This is a genomic window from Streptomyces sp. NPDC056161 (assembly GCF_042268025.1).
GTDB lineage: Bacteria > Actinomycetota > Actinomycetes > Streptomycetales > Streptomycetaceae > Streptomyces.
The window spans coordinates 80043-96520 of record NZ_JBHJUV010000029.1 but is presented as its reverse complement, the minus strand read 5'-3'; the positions used below and the strand labels follow the sequence as shown (position 1 = coordinate 96520).

The following is a 16478-nucleotide window of genomic DNA, read 5'->3' as shown; positions in this document are numbered from 1 at the left end:
ACCCCGAGCACCACACAACCCCCTGAAACAACCCCCCTGAAAGGTGACAGTCAGTAACTGTCCGCACCACCCCAACGGCCCTCGGTGACCGACCCACCGCCCACCCGGACACCCTCAAATGCTCATCAGAGCACCCACTCGCACAATTCAACACTTGTCAATAGACCTTTACCCAAAGGTTGTTGAGCAGACACGTCCGACCAATTCCCTACCCACCGGTAAGCCCTACGCTCGATGCATGCGCCGAGCAAAGATCGTCTGTACACTGGGCCCCGCCACCGACACATACGACCAGATCAAAGCCCTGGTCGAAGCCGGAATGGACGTCGCCCGCCTCAACCTCAGCCACGGCGACCACGCCGAACACGAGCAGCGATACCACCACGTACGAAAGGCCGCCGACGAAACCGGCCGCAACATCGGCCTCCTCGCCGACCTTCAAGGCCCGAAGATCCGCCTCGGCCACTTCATCGAAGGACCCGTACTCCTCGAACGCGGAGACACCTTCACCATCACCGTCGAACCCGACGCCAAAGGCGACCGCCACCAGTGCGGAACCACCCACACCGGCCTCCCCACCGACGTCACCCCCGGTGAACGCATCCTCATCGACGACGGCAAAGTCACCCTCCAGGTCACCCAAGTAGACGGCCCCCGAGTCCACACCACCGTGGTCGAAGGCGGCATGATCTCCGACCACAAAGGCATCAACCTCCCCGGCGTCGCCGTCTCCGTCCCCGCACTCTCCGACAAAGACGAAGCCGACCTCCGCTGGGCCCTCCGCACCGGCTTCGACGCCATCGCCCTCTCCTTCGTCCGCAGCGGCAAAGACATCGAAGACGTCCACCGCATCATGCACGAAGAAGGCCGCCACCTCCCCGTCATCGCCAAAATCGAAAAACCCCAAGCCGTCGACAACATCGACGACATCGTCGCCGCCTTCGACGCCATCATGGTCGCCCGCGGCGACCTCGGCGTCGAAATGCCCCTCGAACAAGTACCACTCGTCCAAAAACGCGCCATCAAACTCGCCAAACGCAACGCCAAACCAGTCATCGTCGCCACCCAAATGCTCGACTCCATGATCGAGAACTCCCGCCCCACCCGCGCCGAAGCCAGCGACGTCGCCAACGCCATCATCGACGGCACCGACGCCGTCATGCTCTCCGGCGAAACCAGCGTCGGCAAACACACCACCCAAACCGTCCGCACCATGGCCCGCATCGTCGAAGCCGCCGAAGAAGACCTCCTCGCCAAAGGCCTCCCCCCACTCACCGACCAGAACAAACCCCGCACCCAAGGCGGCGCCATCGCCCGCGCCGCCGCAGAAATGGGCGACTTCCTCGGCGCCACCCACCTCGTCGCCTTCACCCAATCCGGAGACACCGCCCGCCGACTCTCCCGCTACCGCTCCCCGATCCCCCTCCTCGCCTTCACCCCCGACCCCGCCACCCGCTCCCAGCTCAGCCTCACCTGGGGCACGGAAACCTTCCTCGTCCCCCACGTGGACTCCACCGACGCCATGGTCGACCAGGTGGACGAACTGCTCCTCGCATACGGCCGCTGCCAACCGGGCGACGTCGTAGTGATCACCGCGGGCTCCCCGCCCGGAGTCCCCGGCACCACGAACATGGTCCGCGTCCACCACATCGGCGAGGACGACAGCCCGCGATAGCAGCCGCCGGCACGCTCAGTACTTGGGCCCGACATGGACGTCCATCAACGCCACGGAGGCCCTGCGGGCGACGGAGATGTTGAACGGGTCACTGCCACGAGCGAGCGTGGTCCACTCGACCCCGACCGCGTCGAGAGTGTCGGCGAAGAGTTTCCGGATGTCGTCCGATTTGTTGGTGAAGAAGTATCGCGGGTATTCGTAGCGCTTGCGCTCACCGCTCACCATGCGGGTGGTCCAGTTGGTGATACGGCAGCCGTCCGAATGGATGAGACCGCGGATGAACGCCCAGGGGTGGGTGTCCACGACCTCCTGCTGCCAGGGTTCGAGTGTGATCGGGCGCTCGTGCTTCTTGCCGGGGCCGTGCTGGGGGAACATGCAGACCCAGTGCTCTGTGTAGGACTTCACCTCAACACAGCCTTGTGTGTGGCGCCGACTGACGCTGGGTAGCGGCATCACCCGGTGCATCGCCTGTTCAGCGGCTGAGATCAGCCCTGTCTGCGTCGCATTGCAGAAGATGGACAGGTGATGCTGCTTGCGCTTCGAGATGATGTGGCCGTCGCCGAGGTAGAGGCCCAGCAGGTAGGCGTAGGCAGCCTCGTCGAAGTCACGAGCCGTGCAGCGGGGGCAGTCGGTCGGCCTCACGTATTTTTCACCGCGTGCCCGCCGATCCTCGCTCCGCCACCAGCCGATGGTGCCACGGGGGATGTTGAGCTGCTCGGCGACTGTACGGTTCGGGATCCCCTGGCGAAGGAGAGCGACCGCCTGCGCCCGAATCGAAGGGCTGTGCTGTTCCATGAAGCCACTCTGGGGTCCTGATCGTGGCGACACGCAACAAAAAACGGATGTTCACGAGAACGTGAACATCCGCTTATAATGTGACCTTGGAATCGAAGGAAAGTGCCCCGGGTGGGATTCGAACCCACGCTGGCGGTGGTTTGAGCACCGGGCCTCTACCGCTGGGCTACCGGGGCTTCCTGCAAAACGAAGGCTGGCGGTCACCCGCCGTGCCCCTACCTTACCGCAGCTAGGTAGGCTCTTGTCAGCAGTACCCTGCCCCGAACGAGGAGCCCACGTGACCGCCCCCGAGTCGCCCCAGCCCGTAGACGTGCCCGACGACGACAAGTCGCACGTGCCTCCGCTGACGACCCGTGTCGTCATCGCCGAGGACGAGGCCCTGATCCGGCTCGATCTGAAAGAGATGCTGGAGGAGGAGGGGTACAGCGTCGTCGGTGAGGCCGGTGACGGGGAGCAGGCCGTGGAGCTGGCTCGTGAGCACCGGCCTGATCTGGTGATCCTGGATGTGAAGATGCCGAAGCTGGATGGCATCTCGGCGGCGGAGAAGATCGCCGAGGAGTCGATCGCTCCGGTGTTGATGCTGACTGCTTTCTCGCAGCGGGATCTGGTGGAGCGTGCTCGTGATGCGGGTGCGATGGCGTATCTGGTGAAGCCGTTCAGCAAGAGTGATGTGGTGCCGGCGATCGAGATGGCGGTGTCGCGGTTCACTGAGTTGCGGCAGTTGGAGCGGGAGATCGCGGATCTTACTCAGCGGTTGGAGACGCGGAAGCTGGTGGATCGGGCGAAGTCGATTCTTCAGACGGAGTACGGGTTGTCGGAGCCGGCTGCTTTTCGGTGGATTCAGAAGACGTCGATGGATCGGCGTATGTCGATGCAGCAGGTTGCTGAGGCTGTTATCGCGGACAGTGCGGAGAAGAAGTCGAAGCCGGGTCGGGGTTGATCTCGGCTGGTTGTGGCGAGGCCCGCGCCCTGGGTTTGGGGGCGCGGGCCTTGTTTTTTGTGGTGGTGTGGTGTTTTTAGTCTTCGCCGAGGTATGCCTTGCGTACTGATTCGTCGTGGAGGAGGTTTTGGCCGGTGCCGGAGAGGGCGATGGTGCCGACTTCCATGACGTGGCCCTGGTCGGCGAGGGAGAGTGCTGCTTGTGCGTTTTGTTCGACGAGCAGGATGGTGGTGCCTTGGGTTTTGAGTTCGGCGATGGTGGCCATGATTTTTTGCATCATGATCGGTGAGAGGCCCATGGAGGGTTCGTCGAGCATGAGGAGTTTGGGTTGGGACATGAGTGCGCGGCCCATGGCGAGCATTTGTTGTTCGCCGCCTGAGAGGGTGCCTGCGGGTTGTTTGCGGCGTTCGCCGAGGATGGGGAAGAGGTCGTAGGCGCGTTGGATGTCTTTTTCGATGCCTTCTTTGTCTTTGCGGAGGAAGGCGCCGAGTTGGAGGTTTTCGGTGATGGTGAGGCGGGGGAAGATGTGTCGGCCTTCGGGGGAGTGGGCGAGGCCGAGTGCGACGATTCTGTGGGCGGGGACGCCGGTGAGAGGGTGGCCGTCGAAGTGGATGGTTCCGGAGGTGGGTTTGAGGAGTCCGGAGAGGGTGCGTAGGGTGGTTGTTTTTCCGGCGCCGTTGGTGCCGATGAGGGTGACGACTTGGCCGGCTTCGACGGTGAAGGAGATGCCTTTGACGGCTTCGATTTTGCCGTAGGCGACCCTGAGGTCTTTGACCTCTAGTAGTGCGGTCACTGGGCTTCTCCCTTGGTGGTGCCGGTGGTGCTGTCCGCGGCGGTGTTGTTGTCCGCTGTGTCGGCTTGTCCGGGGTCGCCTTCGAAGGGTTCGCCGAGGTAGGCGGCGATGACGCGTTCGTCTGCCTGGACGATGTCGGAGGTGCCTTCGATGAGTTTTTCGCCTTGTACGAGGACGGCTACGCGGTCGCAGAGGTTGAAGATGAAGCGCATGTCGTGCTCGATGACGAGGACGGCGATGCCTTGGTCGCGGATGGCGAAGACGAGTTCTTCGGTGGTGCGGGTTTCTTGGGGGTTCATGCCCGCGGTGGGTTCGTCGAGGAGGAGGAGTCCGGGTTCGGAGGCGAGTGCTCGTGCGATTTCGAGTTTGCGTTGTTCGCCGTAGGGGAGGTTGCGGGCGAGGTGGTCTTTTTTGTGGGCGAGGCCGATGAATTCGAGGAGTTCGGTGGCGCGTTCTTCGCTTGCTTTTTCGGCTTTTTTGAAGCCGGGGCCGCGTAGGAGTGCTGACCAGAGTCCTTCTTTGGTGCGTGTGTGGCGTCCTACGAGGACGTTTTCGAGGACGGTCATGTTGGCGAAGAGGCGGATGTTTTGGAAGGTGCGGGCGATGCCTGCTTGGGTGACGAGGTGTGGTTTGGGTGGGAGGGTGGTTCCTTTGTAGGTGACGGTGCCTTCGGTGGGGATGTAGAGGCCGGTGAGGCAGTTGAAGAAGGTGGTTTTGCCGGCGCCGTTGGGGCCGATGAGGCCGACGATTTCGCCGCTGTTGACGGTGAAGTCGACGGAGCGTACGGCGGTGAGGCCGCCGAAGCGCATGGTGACGTCGCGGGCTTGGAGTACTGGTGTGGTCATGGTGGTGGTCATGCCCCCGCCTTGTTGACGGCCGGTTCGTCGGCGAGTGTGGTTTGTGCTGGTACGTCGAGTTGGCCGGTCTCGTGGAATTCCAGTTGGCGGCGGCGGTTGGCGATGATGCCTTCGGGGCGGAATCGCATGAGGAGGATGAGGGCGATGCCGAAGGCGAGGAGTTCGTAGTTCTGGAGGAATTGGAGTTTTTCGGGGACGAGGTAGAGGACGCTGGCGCCGAGGAGTGGGCCGCTGACGGTGCCCATGCCGCCGAGGACGACGGCGGCGAGGAGGAAGGCGGAGTTGGGCGGGGCGGCGCCGGCGAATTGGTAGGGCTGTGGGTTGACGCTGTAGTTGACGTGGGCCATGACGGTGCCGGCGAGTCCTGCGAGGGAGGCGCCGAGGGCGAAGGCGATGAGTTTGACGCGGAATCCGTTGATGCCCATGGCGGTGGCGGCGGTTTCGTCTTCGCGGATGGCGATCCAGGAGCGGCCGATGCGGGAGTCGGCGGCGCGGGTGAAGACGATGACGACGATGGCCGTGACGACGAGCATGAGGAAGAGGTAGTTGGCGAATCGGCCGAGGGTGAATCCGCCGAGGTCGTGGGGTTGGCCGAGGTTGAATCCGAAGATGTTGAGGTCGGGGATCTGGGTGATGCCGTTGGGGCCGCGGGTGATGTCGGGTCCGGAGTCTCCGTCGAGGTTGTTGACGGCGATGCGGAAGATTTCTCCGAAGCCGAGGGTGACGATGGCGAGGTAGTCGCCGCGGAGGCGGAGGGTGGGTGCTCCGATGAGGACGCCGAAGACGAGGGAGGCGGCCATGCCGGTGAGGGCGGCGGCCCAGAAGGGGAAGTGGACGCCGGAGAATCGGGAGTATTCGGAGCCGGAGACGAGGGCGGCTGCGTAGGCGCCGACGCCGAGGAAGGCGACGTAGCCGAGGTCGAGGAGGCCGGTGAGGCCGACGACGATGTTCAGGCCGAGGGCGACGGTGGCGAAGATGAGGATGTTGACGCCGATGTTGGCGTTGTGGTCGTCGTTCTGGGTGAAGGGGAAGATGGCTGCGGCGATGAAGGCGAGGGTTGCTGCGAAGCCTTTGTGGTGGGCGGAGATGGTGGCGTAGCGGTCGAGGAGTCCGGCGTGGACGAGTCCCCAGGCGGCGAAGACGACGGCGAGGAGGTAGCCGATGAAGGTTTCGCTGGCGTCGTTGTCGATGCCGATGCCGTAGGTGAAGACGGTGAGGGCGAGTGCGGTGGCGGCGGTGATGATGGCGCGTTCGGTGATGGGGTTGGTGGTTTTGGGGTGGGGTTGGTCGGGTTTGGTGAGGTAGCCGCGGATGCCGGTTCCGGGGTTGGGGTGGGGGAGGGCGAGGGCGCCGATGACGGGGAGGGTGGAGGTGATGAGGGCGGTGTAGGCGCCGGGTTCGAGGTTGACGAGGCCGCCGAGGTCGACTGCGATGGCGATGGCGGTGAACCAGCAGACGGTGAAGGCGGAGAGGGCGGTGAGGAGGATGGGGGTGGTGTTTTTGCCGGGGTTGAGCCAGTGGAGTCCTGGGGTGTTGTAGAGGGTGAGGGAGTGGAGGAGGGTGAGGGCGCCGGCGGTGAGGGCGATGATCTGGAGTCCGGCTGGGTAGCCGTAGACGGTGAGGTCGCCGGGGAATTGGGAGGTCCAGGTCCAGCTGAGGAAGGTGCTGGCGATGGTGCCGAGGGCGCCGATGGTGATGAGGAGGTGGGTGGCGGTCCGGGGGAGGGGGATGGGGCCGCGGGTGGTGGTGTGTGTGGTGTTGTGGGTCATGGTGGTCACGCCCTGTCCGTGACGCGTTCGCCGAGTAGGCCTTGTGGTCTGAACAGGAGGACGAGGATGAGGAGGACGAAGGCCCATACGGCGGCCCAGCCTTGTCCGCCTAGTTGTTGCATGCCGGGGATGTTGGCGATGTAGGCGGTGGCCATGGCTTCGGCGAGGCCGAGGACGAGGCCGCCGAGCATGGCGCCGTAGATGTTGCCGATGCCGCCGAGGACGGCGGCGGTGAAGGCTTTGAGGCCGGCGATGAAGCCCATGTCGTAGGCGACGGAGCCGTATTTGAGGCCGTAGGAGACGCCGGCGACGGCTGCGAAGAGGCCGCCGATGGCGAAGGCGACGACGATGATGCGGTTGGTGTCGATGCCCATGAGTTGGGCGGTGTCGGGGTCTTGGGCGGTGGCTTGCATGGCGCGGCCGGTGCGGGAGAGGCGGACGAAGAAGGCGAGGATGGCCATGCAGAGGGGGGCGGCGATGATGAGGAAGATGTCGCCGCTTTGGATGGTCATGGAGCCGATGTGGTAGGGCCCGAAGGGGAGTTGGGGGAAGACTCGGGCGGTTTTGGCGTCGGGGTAGAGGTTGAAGACGAGTTGTTGGAGGGCGAGTGAGAGGCCGATGGCGGTGATGAGGGGGGCGAGGCGTGGTGCGCCGCGTAGGGGTCGGTAGGCGAAGCGTTCGGCGCCGACGGCGATGAGGACGGCGATGAGTGCGCCGCCGATGAGCATTGCGGGTAGGGCAATCCACATGGATATGCCGTCCGGGAGGGCGAGGTAGACCGTGAGTGCGCCGAAGCCTCCGGTCATGAAGATCTCGCCGTGGGCGAAGTTGATGAGCTGGACGATGCCGTACACCATCGTGTAGCCGATGGCGATCAGGCCGTACATCGAGCCGAGGAACAGCCCGTTGGCCAGCTGCTGCGGCAGGGTGTTCACCGCATGGCCTCCATGTGGTGGGAGTGTTTGTGGGTAGACAGGGGGGCCGCGCGGTGACGGTGGTCTGTGCCGCGCGGCCCGGGGTGGTGCGGTGTGGTGTTCAGGTCAGTTCTTGGGTTCGAAGGTGCCGCTCTTGACGGACTTCCACTCGCCGTTGGTGACCTGGTAGACGGTCAGTTGCTTGTTGGTGGTGTCGCCGTATTCGTCGAAGGAGATTTTTCCGGAGAGGCCGTCGAAGCTGGATTTCTGGACGGCGTCGACGATCTGGGCGCGGGCGTCGGAGGGGATCTTGCCGTCCTTCACGACCTGGCCGACGGCTTTGATGATGGCGGTGGCGGCGTCGTAGGAGTAGGTGCCGTAGGTGCCGTAGTCGCCGGGGTACTTCTTGGCTTTGTAGGTGTCGACGAAGGTTTTGGCGGCGGGGAGGGTGTCGACGGGGACGCCGATGGAGGTGACGAGGTCGCCTTCGGCGGCTTGGCCTGCGGTTTTGATGTAGGTGGGGGTGAACATTCCGTCGCCGCCGAAGAGCGGGATGTTGGCGCCGGCGTCCTTGAGTTGCTTGGTGAGGATCTGGGACTCGTCGTACTGGCCGCCGTAGTAGAGGATGTCGGCGCCGGAGTTCTTGATCTTGGTGACGAGGGTGGAGAAGTCGCGGTCGCCGACGTTGACGTGGTCGGTGCCGATGACCTTGCCGCCCTGCTTGGCGAACTGTTCCTTGAAGATCTTGGAGAGGCCGGCGCCGTAGGTCTGCTTGTCGTCGACGACGAAGGCCTTCTTCTTCTTGAGGCCGTTGTAGGCGTAGTCCGCGGCGAATCCGCCCTGGAGTTCGTCGGTGGTGGCGGTGCGGAAGTAGGTCTTGTAGGGGCGGACCTTCTTGGTCTGCCAGTTCTTGCCCTGGGTGAGTTCGGGGGCGGTGTTGGCCGGGGAGATCTCGACCAGGTTGGCGGTGGCGAAGACCTGCTGCATCTGGGTCGCGACACCGGAGTTGAGGGGGCCGACGACGCCGAGGACGGTGTCGTCCGCGACGAGTTGGGTGGCGTTCTGCTGGCCGGTGGCGGGCAGTGCCTTGTCGTCGAGGGCCTTGACCTTGAAGGTGACGCCGGGGACGGTCTTGTTCTTGTTGGCGTCGTCGGCGGCGATCTGGGCGCCGTACTGGAGGCCGAGGCCGGTGGCGGAGTTCTGGCCGGTCAGCGGGGCGTCGACGCCGATCACAACGGTGGTGCCGCCGCTGTTGGAGTCCGAGCCGTTGTCGCCGCTGTCGCGCGAGCCGCAGGCGGTGAGTGTGAGTGCTCCCGCCGCCAGCGCGGCGGTGATGGCGATGAGCGAACGTTGACGCACGATCAGTCCTTTCCCTGTCACGACCGCATCCCCCTGGAAACGGTCGGTGTCGCGCGCTGGGCCAATAAGCGATCTGACGGCGCGGTGACTGGGCGTGACTCTAGGCCGGGTGTGTGGAATGGGGAGAGGGTATGGCCAATGCTGTGACGCTCTTGTTATGACACGAGGTAATGCAGAGCGGTACTCGGTGGGGGGAACGCATGAATTCAGGCTGATTCGCCCCGTCCGTATAGCGAGAACCTGCAGGACCAGCCCGTGATCGGTTCAGGTGTCTCGGGCTTTTTGGTGATTACATGGTGTGCTTGTTCTGGGTGGCTGGAAGGGTTTCTGTGGGGTGTTGTGCGTATCGTGACTCCTGGGGGAAATTGAGTGCCCGCATTGCGCCCGTATTACGCAGAGTTACTTCCGGGAAAGCTGATCGGGCGTTTTCGGAATGTTTCCGTATTCCGTCACATGCATGACTGTCAGGATCTTGCGGGGAGAGTCGGTTTTTGTCCGGAAAGGGGGGTGGGGGTGGTGCTGCCGGTGAAAGTCCGGCAGATGGCTTGACGGCTCCGGCGGAGGCCGGTACGGGCGGGGTACCGGTGCGTCGGTGGTGGGCGGGTCGCGTCTCGCGCCGTGGGGGTGGGGCGCTCGCTGCCGCCGCGGTTCCGTGCCCGTGTTCTCGGCGCCCGCTTTCGGCTGCCGTGGGGTGGAAGTTCACGCTCCGTCAACTCGCTGGCAAGGGCAGCGGGTTAAGGCGAGCGGTTGTCGCGTTCGGCCAGTTCATGGGCGGCAGTGGTCGGTTGACATGCGGTGGGCCGCTTGGGGTGGGGCGCCTGCTGTGGGCCGTCGGCCTGGTGGTCGGCGTGCGGCAGCGTCGTTCCGGCCGTCCGGGTGCGGTCGGCTCGGCCGGGGTGCGGTCGGCCGGGGTGCGGGCGCACCGCCCGGGGATCTCCTCGCCGCCCCGGAGGTCGAAGCCGGGGCGGACGCGGCGGGGGAGGAAGGGGGCGGTGGACGGTAGGGCGGGTGGGCGGCCGGGGTGGGGCGTGGACGGGTGTCAGTGCTGGGCGGGGCGGGCCCGGGCCGCGTCGTCCGCGTCGACGTCGCGCAGCAGGCAGGTCAGCCGGGCGCTGCAGACCCGCCGTCCGGCCTCGTCGCTGATCGCGATGTCGTACGTCGCGGTGCTCCGCCCCCGGTGCACGGGTGTCGCCACTCCGGTGACCAGCCCTGAGCGAACTCCCCGGTGGTGTGTGCAGTTCAGGTCGACGCCCACGGCGATCTTCGAGCTGCCGCCGTGCAGCATCGAGCCGACGGAGCCGAGGGTCTCCGCGAGCACGGCGGACGCGCCTCCGTGCAGCAGCCCGTAGGGCTGGGTGTTTCCCTCCACCGGCATGGTCCCGACGACGCGTTCCGCCGACGCCTCGGTGATCCGCACGCCCATCCGCGACCCGAGGTGGCCGGCGGAGAACAGGGCGTGCAGGTCGATGCCGAGCGTGGCGTACTCGTCGATGATCTCCTGCGGGAACTTCGGATCCGGCTGCTCGCCCATCGGAACAGGCTCCGTTCGTCGTGGTCAGCTCACTGGGACTCGGCTGAGCAAACGCTCAGTCGGTCGCCGATTGTTCCAGACGCACCACGACGGACTTGCTGGCCGGGGTGTTGCTGGTGTCCGCGGTGGCGTCGAGCGGCACCAGGACATTGGTCTCGGGGTAGTAGGCCGCCGCGCAGCCGCGCGCCGTCGGGTAGTGCACCACCCGGAATCCGGGGGCCCGCCGCTCGACGCCGTCCTGCCACTCGCTCACCAGGTCGACGTACGATCCGTCGGCCAGGCGCAGTTCCCGTGCGTCCTCGGGGTTGACCAGCACCACCCGGCGTCCGTTCCTGATGCCGCGGTAGCGGTCGTCGAGGCCGTAGATGGTGGTGTTGTACTGGTCGTGCGAGCGGAGCGTCTGCAACAGCAGCCGGCCCTGCGGGAGCTTCGGGTACTCGACGGGCGCGGCCGTGAAGTTCGCCTTCCCGGTGGCAGTCGGGAAGCGGCGCTCGTCGCGTGGGGCGTGCGGCAGTGCGAAGCCGCCGGGCCGGGCCACGCGCGCGTTGAAGTCCTCGAAACCGGGGACGACCCGCTCGATGCGGTCCCGGATCGTCGCGTAGTCCTTCTCGAACTCCTCCCACGGGGCCGCGCTGTCCGGGCCGAGCACCCGGCGTGCCAGCCGGCACACGATCGCCGGTTCGGACAGCAGGTGCGGCCCGGCCGGTTCCAGCCGGCCCCGGGAGGCGTGCACCATGCCCATGGAGTCCTCGACGGTCACGAACTGCTCGCCGGAGCCCTGCGTGTCCCGCTCGGTGCGGCCCAGGGTGGGCAGGATCAGCGCCCGCGCGCCGGTGACCACGTGCGAGCGGTTGAGTTTCGTCGACACGTGCACGGTCAGCCGCGCGCGCCGCACGGCGGCCTCGGTCACCCGGGTGTCGGGAGTGGCGGAGACGAAGTTGCCGCCCATGGCGAAGAAGACCTTCGCGTCGCCGTCGCGCAGGGCGCGGATGGCGCGTACGACGTCGTAGCCGTGTCGGCGGGGCGGGGCGAACCCGAATTCCTTCTCCAGGGCGTCCAGGAAGGCCGGGGCGGGCCGCTCGAAGATGCCCATCGTGCGGTCGCCCTGCACGTTCGAGTGTCCGCGTACCGGGCAGACGCCCGCGCCCGGCCGCCCGATGCTGCCGCGCAGCAGCAGGAGGTTGACCACCTCGCGGATGGTCGGCACGGAGTGCTTGTGCTGGGTGAGGCCCATGGCCCAGCAGACGATGGTGCGTTCGGAGGCGAGCACCATCGCCAGGGCCTGGTCGATCTCCGCGCGCGTGAGGCCCGTGGCCGTCAGTGTCTCGTCCCAGTCGGCGGCGCGGGCGGCCGCGGCGAACTCCTCGAAGCCATGGGTGTGCTCGCGGACGAACGTCTCGTCGACGGCACCCTCGGCTTCCAGGATCAGTTTGTTGAGGAGCCGGAACAGGGCCTGGTCGCCGCCGATGCGGATCTGTAGGAACAGGTCGGTCAGCGCGGCGCCCTTGAGCATGCCCTGGGCGGTCTGGGGGTTCTTGAACCGTTCCAGGCCGGCTTCGGGCAGCGGGTTGACGCTGATGATCTTCGCGCCGTTGGCCTTGGCCTTTTCCAGGGCGGAGAGCATGCGCGGGTGGTTGGTGCCCGGGTTCTGTCCGGCGACGATGATCAGGTCGGCTTTGTAGAGGTCTTCCAGCAGGACGCTGCCCTTGCCGATGCCGATGGTCTCGGTCAGGGCGGACCCGGACGACTCGTGGCACATGTTCGAGCAGTCGGGCAGGTTGTTCGTGCCCAGTTCGCGGGCGAAGAGCTGGTAGAGGAAGGCGGCCTCGTTGCTGGTGCGGCCCGAGGTGTAGAAGACGGCCTCGTCGGGGGAGGACAGGGCGCTGATCTCGTCGGCGATGATGTCGAAGGCGCGTTCCCAGGAGACCGGCTCGTAGTGCTCGCCGTCCTCCGGCAGGTACATGGGGTGGGTGAGTCGCCCCTGCTGTCCCAGCCAGTAGCCGCTGCGGTCGGCCAGGTCGGTCACCGGGTGCGCGGCGAAGAACTCCGGGGTGACCCGGCGCAGGGTGGCCTCCTCGGCGACCGCTTTCGCGCCGTTCTCGCAGAACTCCGCCGTGTGCCGGTGGTCCGGTTCCGGCCAGGCGCAGCCCGGGCAGTCGAAGCCGTCCTTCTGGTTGACCCGGAGCAGGGTCAGTGCGGTGCGCTTCACGCCCATCTGCTGCTGGGCGATGCGCAGTGTGTGGCGGATGGCCGGGAGTCCCGCGGCCGCGTGCTTGGGTCCGTCGACCTGCGGCGCGTCCTGAACCGGATCGGTCTGCGGCGGCTTCGTCGCCATCGCGCGCTCCCTTCGCCCTGCATCCGTGTGCTGTGCACTCGATCCTCGCATGCGGGGGTGACAGTCCTTGCGGCCGGGCGATCGGGCGGTGGGAGGCCGGGTGGCCGGGAGCCGGGTGGCCGCGTGGCCGGCCGGCCGTGTGGCACGGCGGGCGGTCGGGCGGTGGGCGGCTGGGTGGTCGCGTGGTCGCGTGAGCGTGTGGTCGGGTGAGCGTGTGGTCGGGTGGCCGGTCTTCGGGGTGGTCCGTGGGCAGCGGCTGCGGTCGGCGCGCACGCAGCGGGGGCCTGGCCTGCCACCGGCGCTCCCACCGGCGCTCCCGCTGTTGCTTCCGGTCGGCCGGCGCGGTCGTTTCCCGCCGGGCGGCACCGCTGCCCGGCCGGTGCCGGGGCCCGGGGCCGGGCCCGGCTGTCAGTGCGGCGTGGCAGGATCGGGTTCGTGGCAGAGACAGCATCGAAGAAGACCGACAAGACCTCCGGCGGCGGCCGTCCCCGGCTCATGCTCATGGACGGGCACTCGCTGGCCTATCGCGCGTTCTTCGCGCTGCCCGCGGAGAACTTCACGACCGCGGCGGGCCAGCCGACGAACGCGATCTACGGTTTTGCGTCGATGCTGGCCAACACGCTCCGCGACGAGGCGCCCACGCACTTCGCGGTGGCCTTCGACGTCTCCCGCAAGACCTGGCGTTCCCAGGAGTTCACGGAGTACAAGGCGAACCGTTCCAAGACCCCCGACGAGTTCAAGGGCCAGGTCGAGCTGATCGGTGAACTGCTCGACGCGATGCACGCCCCGCGCTTCGCCGTCGAGGGGTACGAGGCGGATGACATCATCGCCACGCTCGCCACCCAGGCCGAGGCCGCGGGCTTCGAGGTGCTGATCGTCACCGGTGACCGTGACTCCTTCCAGTTGGTCACCGAGCACACGACGGTGCTGTACCCGACCAAGGGCGTGTCGGAGCTGACCCGTTTCACCCCGGAGAAGGTCGTCGAGAAGTACGGGTTGACGCCTGCCCAGTACCCCGACTTCGCGGCGCTGCGCGGCGACCCGTCCGACAACCTTCCGGGCATCCCGGGTGTCGGTGAGAAGACGGCCGCCAAGTGGATCAACCAGTTCGGTTCCTTCGCGGAGCTGGTGGAGCGCGCCGACGAGGTCAAGGGCAAGGCCGGGCAGAACTTCCGCGACCACCTGGAGGCGGTCAAGCTCAACCGCCGGCTCACCGAACTGGAGCGTCAGGTGGAGTTGCCGGGGACCGTGGCCGGCCTGGAGCGCGCGCCGTACGACCGCAAGGGCGTCTCGTTGATCCTGGACACCCTGGAGATCCGCAACCCGTCCCTGCGTGAGCGGTTGTTCGCCGTCGACCCGGGTGCCGAGGAGGCCGAGGCGACGGTGGTCGCGGCCGACGGCGTTCAGCTGGACGGCACCGTGCTCGGCACCGGTGAGCTGGCTCCCTGGCTCGCCGAGCACGGCGGCCGCCCCCTGGGTGTGTCCACGGTCGACAGCTGGGCCCTCGGTGCCGGCTCGGTCGCCGAGGTGGCGCTCGCCGCGGCCGACGGGACCGCCGCCTGGTTCGACCCGGCCGAGCTGGACGAGGCCGACGAGAAGGCGTTCGCGGCGTGGCTGGCGGACGCCGGCCGGACCAAGGTCCTGCACAACGCGAAGGGCGCCATGCGGGTCTTCGCGGAGCACGGCTGGAGCATCGGCGGCGTCAGCATGGACACGGCACTCGCCGCGTACCTGGTCAAGCCGGGCCGCCGCTCCTTCGACCTGGACGCGCTGTCCCTGGAGTACCTGGGCCGTGAGCTGGCCCCCGCTGCCGCGGCCGACGGGCAGCTCGCCTTCGGCGCGGACGACGGCGCCGAGGCCGAGGCGCTCATGATCCAGGCCCGGGTGGTCCTCGACCTCGGCGAGGTCTTCGAGGGCCGGCTGCGCGAGGTCGGCGCGGCGGACCTGCTGCGGGACGTCGAGCTGCCGACCTCGGCGCTGCTGGCCCGCATGGAGCGGCACGGCATCGCGGCCGACCGCGCGCACCTGGAGGCCATGGAGCAGACCTTCGCGGGCGCCGTGCAGCAGGCGGTGAAGGAGGCCCACGCGGCCGCCGGGCACGAGTTCAACCTGGGCTCGCCCAAGCAGCTCCAGGAAGTCCTCTTCGGTGAGCTGGCGCTGCCCAGGACCAAGAAGACCAAGACCGGCTACACCACGGACGCCGACGCCCTGGCCTGGCTCGCCACCCAGACCGAGAACGAACTCCCGGTGATCATGCTCCGCCACCGTGAGCAGGCGAAGCTGCGCGTCACCGTCGAGGGTCTGATCAAGACGGTCGCGGGCGACGGGCGGATCCACACGACCTTCAACCAGACCGTCGCGGCCACCGGCCGGCTCTCCTCGACCGAGCCGAACCTGCAGAACATCCCGGTCCGTACGGACGAGGGCCGGGCGATCCGCCGTGGTTTCGTCGTCGGAGAGGGTTTCGAATCCCTGCTGACCGCCGACTACAGCCAGATCGAGCTGCGGGTGATGGCCCATCTGTCCGAGGACGCGGGCCTGATCGAGGCGTTCACCTCGGGTGAGGACCTGCACAGCACGGTCGCCTCGCAGGTGTTCTCGGTCGACCGGACCGGGGTGGACGCGGAGATGCGCCGCAAGATCAAGGCGATGTCGTACGGCCTGGCGTACGGGCTGTCCGCCTTCGGCCTGTCCCAGCAGCTGAACATCGACGCGGCCGAGGCCCGTGCCCTGATGGACACGTACTTCGAGCGTTTCGGCGGTGTGCGGGACTATCTGCGCCGCGTGGTCGACGAGGCGCGCGCGACGGGCTACACGGAGACCCTGTTCGGCCGCCGCCGCTACCTGCCGGATCTCAACAGCGACAACCGGCAGCGCCGTGAGATGGCGGAGCGCATGGCCCTGAACGCGCCGATCCAGGGCACGGCGGCCGACATCGTCAAGATCGCCATGCTCAATGTCGACCGGGCGCTGCGTGCGGCGGGCCTCGCGTCCCGCATGCTGCTCCAGGTCCACGACGAAATCGTCCTGGAGATCGCCCCCGGGGAGCGCGAGGCCACGGAGGAGATCGTCCGCCGGGAGATGGCCGCCGCCGTCCACCTGAGGGCCCCGCTGGACGTCTCGATCGGCGTGGGCCCCGACTGGGAATCAGCGGCCCACTGAGCACCCCGCCGCCGGAGGGGGCGGCCCCGCCCCCTCCGCCGGTACCCATCCCGACGCCCCCACTCCGAACAACGGCCTGCCACACGCCACCGCATCGCAGAGTCGGCCCCGCCTCTGTCTCACCGCAACGGTGCTCGGCCCCCATGGCGTATCCGGGCGGCGCCGAGCCCGCCCCCACCTGCACAGACGGCCCCGCCTCTGTCTCACCGCAACGGCGTTCAGCCCCCACGGCGCATCCGGGCGGCGCCGAACCCGCTTCACCTGCACAGTCGGCCCCGCCCCTGTCCCGCCGCAACGGTGCTCGGCCCCCATGGCGCATCCCGGCGGCGCCGAGCCCGCCCCACCCTC

11 protein-coding genes and 1 tRNA gene are annotated in these 16478 nt (G+C 67.3%); 3 read left to right on the top strand and 9 right to left on the bottom strand.

Features of this window, described 5'->3' with window-relative positions:
- Positions 1-238: 238 nt before the first annotated feature.
- Complete coding sequence (gene pyk, locus ACFC09_RS25950; RefSeq protein ID WP_376532508.1) at positions 239-1675, top strand: pyruvate kinase; 1437 nt, start codon at positions 239-241, stop codon at positions 1673-1675.
- Positions 1676-1690: 15 nt separating this feature from the next.
- Here the strand turns inward: pyk and ACFC09_RS25945 are convergent, their stop codons facing one another.
- Positions 1691-2470 (bottom strand): helix-turn-helix domain-containing protein, encoded by a 780-nt coding sequence (locus ACFC09_RS25945; RefSeq protein WP_376532506.1) that lies wholly within the window; start codon positions 2468-2470, stop codon positions 1691-1693.
- Between the two features lie 103 nt (positions 2471-2573).
- A tRNA-Leu gene (locus tag ACFC09_RS25940) sits at positions 2574-2646 on the bottom strand.
- Positions 2647-2747: 101 nt separating this feature from the next.
- On the opposite strand from ACFC09_RS25940, the gene ACFC09_RS25935 reads away from it, so the two are divergent.
- Positions 2748-3410 (top strand): ANTAR domain-containing response regulator, encoded by a 663-nt coding sequence (locus ACFC09_RS25935; RefSeq protein ID WP_376532504.1) that lies wholly within the window; start codon positions 2748-2750, stop codon positions 3408-3410.
- A 76-nt stretch (positions 3411-3486) separates the two neighbouring features.
- Here ACFC09_RS25935 and ACFC09_RS25930 read toward each other — a convergent pair whose 3' ends face one another.
- From ACFC09_RS25930 to ACFC09_RS25900, 7 genes are all read right to left on the bottom strand, one after another.
- The gene (locus ACFC09_RS25930; RefSeq protein ID WP_376532502.1) at positions 3487-4203 is read right to left on the bottom strand and encodes an ABC transporter ATP-binding protein; all 717 of its coding nucleotides are present in this window, start codon (positions 4201-4203) and stop codon (positions 3487-3489) included.
- Complete coding sequence (locus ACFC09_RS25925) at positions 4200-5048, bottom strand: ABC transporter ATP-binding protein (protein WP_376532545.1); 849 nt, start codon at positions 5046-5048, stop codon at positions 4200-4202. The genes ACFC09_RS25930 and ACFC09_RS25925 overlap by 4 nt, the downstream gene beginning before the upstream one ends.
- Before the next feature lie 8 nt (positions 5049-5056).
- Positions 5057-6829, bottom strand: coding sequence for a branched-chain amino acid ABC transporter permease (locus ACFC09_RS25920; protein ID WP_376532543.1), 1773 nt, complete (start codon positions 6827-6829; stop codon positions 5057-5059).
- 5 nt (positions 6830-6834) lie between these two features.
- Entirely contained in the window at positions 6835-7764 is a 930-nt protein-coding gene (locus ACFC09_RS25915) for a branched-chain amino acid ABC transporter permease (protein WP_376532500.1), read from the bottom strand.
- 105 nt (positions 7765-7869) lie between these two features.
- Complete coding sequence (locus tag ACFC09_RS25910) at positions 7870-9102, bottom strand: branched-chain amino acid ABC transporter substrate-binding protein (protein ID WP_376532498.1); 1233 nt, start codon at positions 9100-9102, stop codon at positions 7870-7872.
- 1039 nt (positions 9103-10141) lie between these two features.
- Positions 10142-10633 (bottom strand): PaaI family thioesterase, encoded by a 492-nt coding sequence (locus ACFC09_RS25905; protein ID WP_376532496.1) that lies wholly within the window; start codon positions 10631-10633, stop codon positions 10142-10144.
- A gap of 55 nt (positions 10634-10688) precedes the next feature.
- Positions 10689-12968, bottom strand: a complete 2280-nt coding sequence (locus ACFC09_RS25900; protein WP_376532494.1) for an FdhF/YdeP family oxidoreductase — start codon at positions 12966-12968, stop codon at positions 10689-10691.
- Between the two features lie 435 nt (positions 12969-13403).
- Between ACFC09_RS25900 and polA the strand changes: the two genes are divergently transcribed.
- On the top strand, positions 13404-16130 hold the full coding sequence (gene polA, locus ACFC09_RS25895) for a DNA polymerase I (RefSeq protein ID WP_376532492.1): 2727 nt from the start codon (positions 13404-13406) through the stop codon (positions 16128-16130).
- Positions 16131-16478 lie beyond the last annotated feature (348 nt).

Coding starts and splice junctions, on each gene's coding strand:
- ACFC09_RS25920 (WP_376532543.1), bottom strand. CDS start 6,829: ATGACCCACAACACCACACACACCACCACCCGCGGCCCCATCCCCCTC.
- pyk (WP_376532508.1), top strand. CDS start 239: ATGCGCCGAGCAAAGATCGTCTGTACACTGGGCCCCGCCACCGACACA.
- ACFC09_RS25900 (WP_376532494.1), bottom strand. CDS start 12,968: ATGGCGACGAAGCCGCCGCAGACCGATCCGGTTCAGGACGCGCCGCAG.
- ACFC09_RS25905 (WP_376532496.1), bottom strand. CDS start 10,633: ATGGGCGAGCAGCCGGATCCGAAGTTCCCGCAGGAGATCATCGACGAG.
- ACFC09_RS25925 (WP_376532545.1), bottom strand. CDS start 5,048: ATGACCACACCAGTACTCCAAGCCCGCGACGTCACCATGCGCTTCGGC.
- ACFC09_RS25945 (WP_376532506.1), bottom strand. CDS start 2,470: ATGGAACAGCACAGCCCTTCGATTCGGGCGCAGGCGGTCGCTCTCCTT.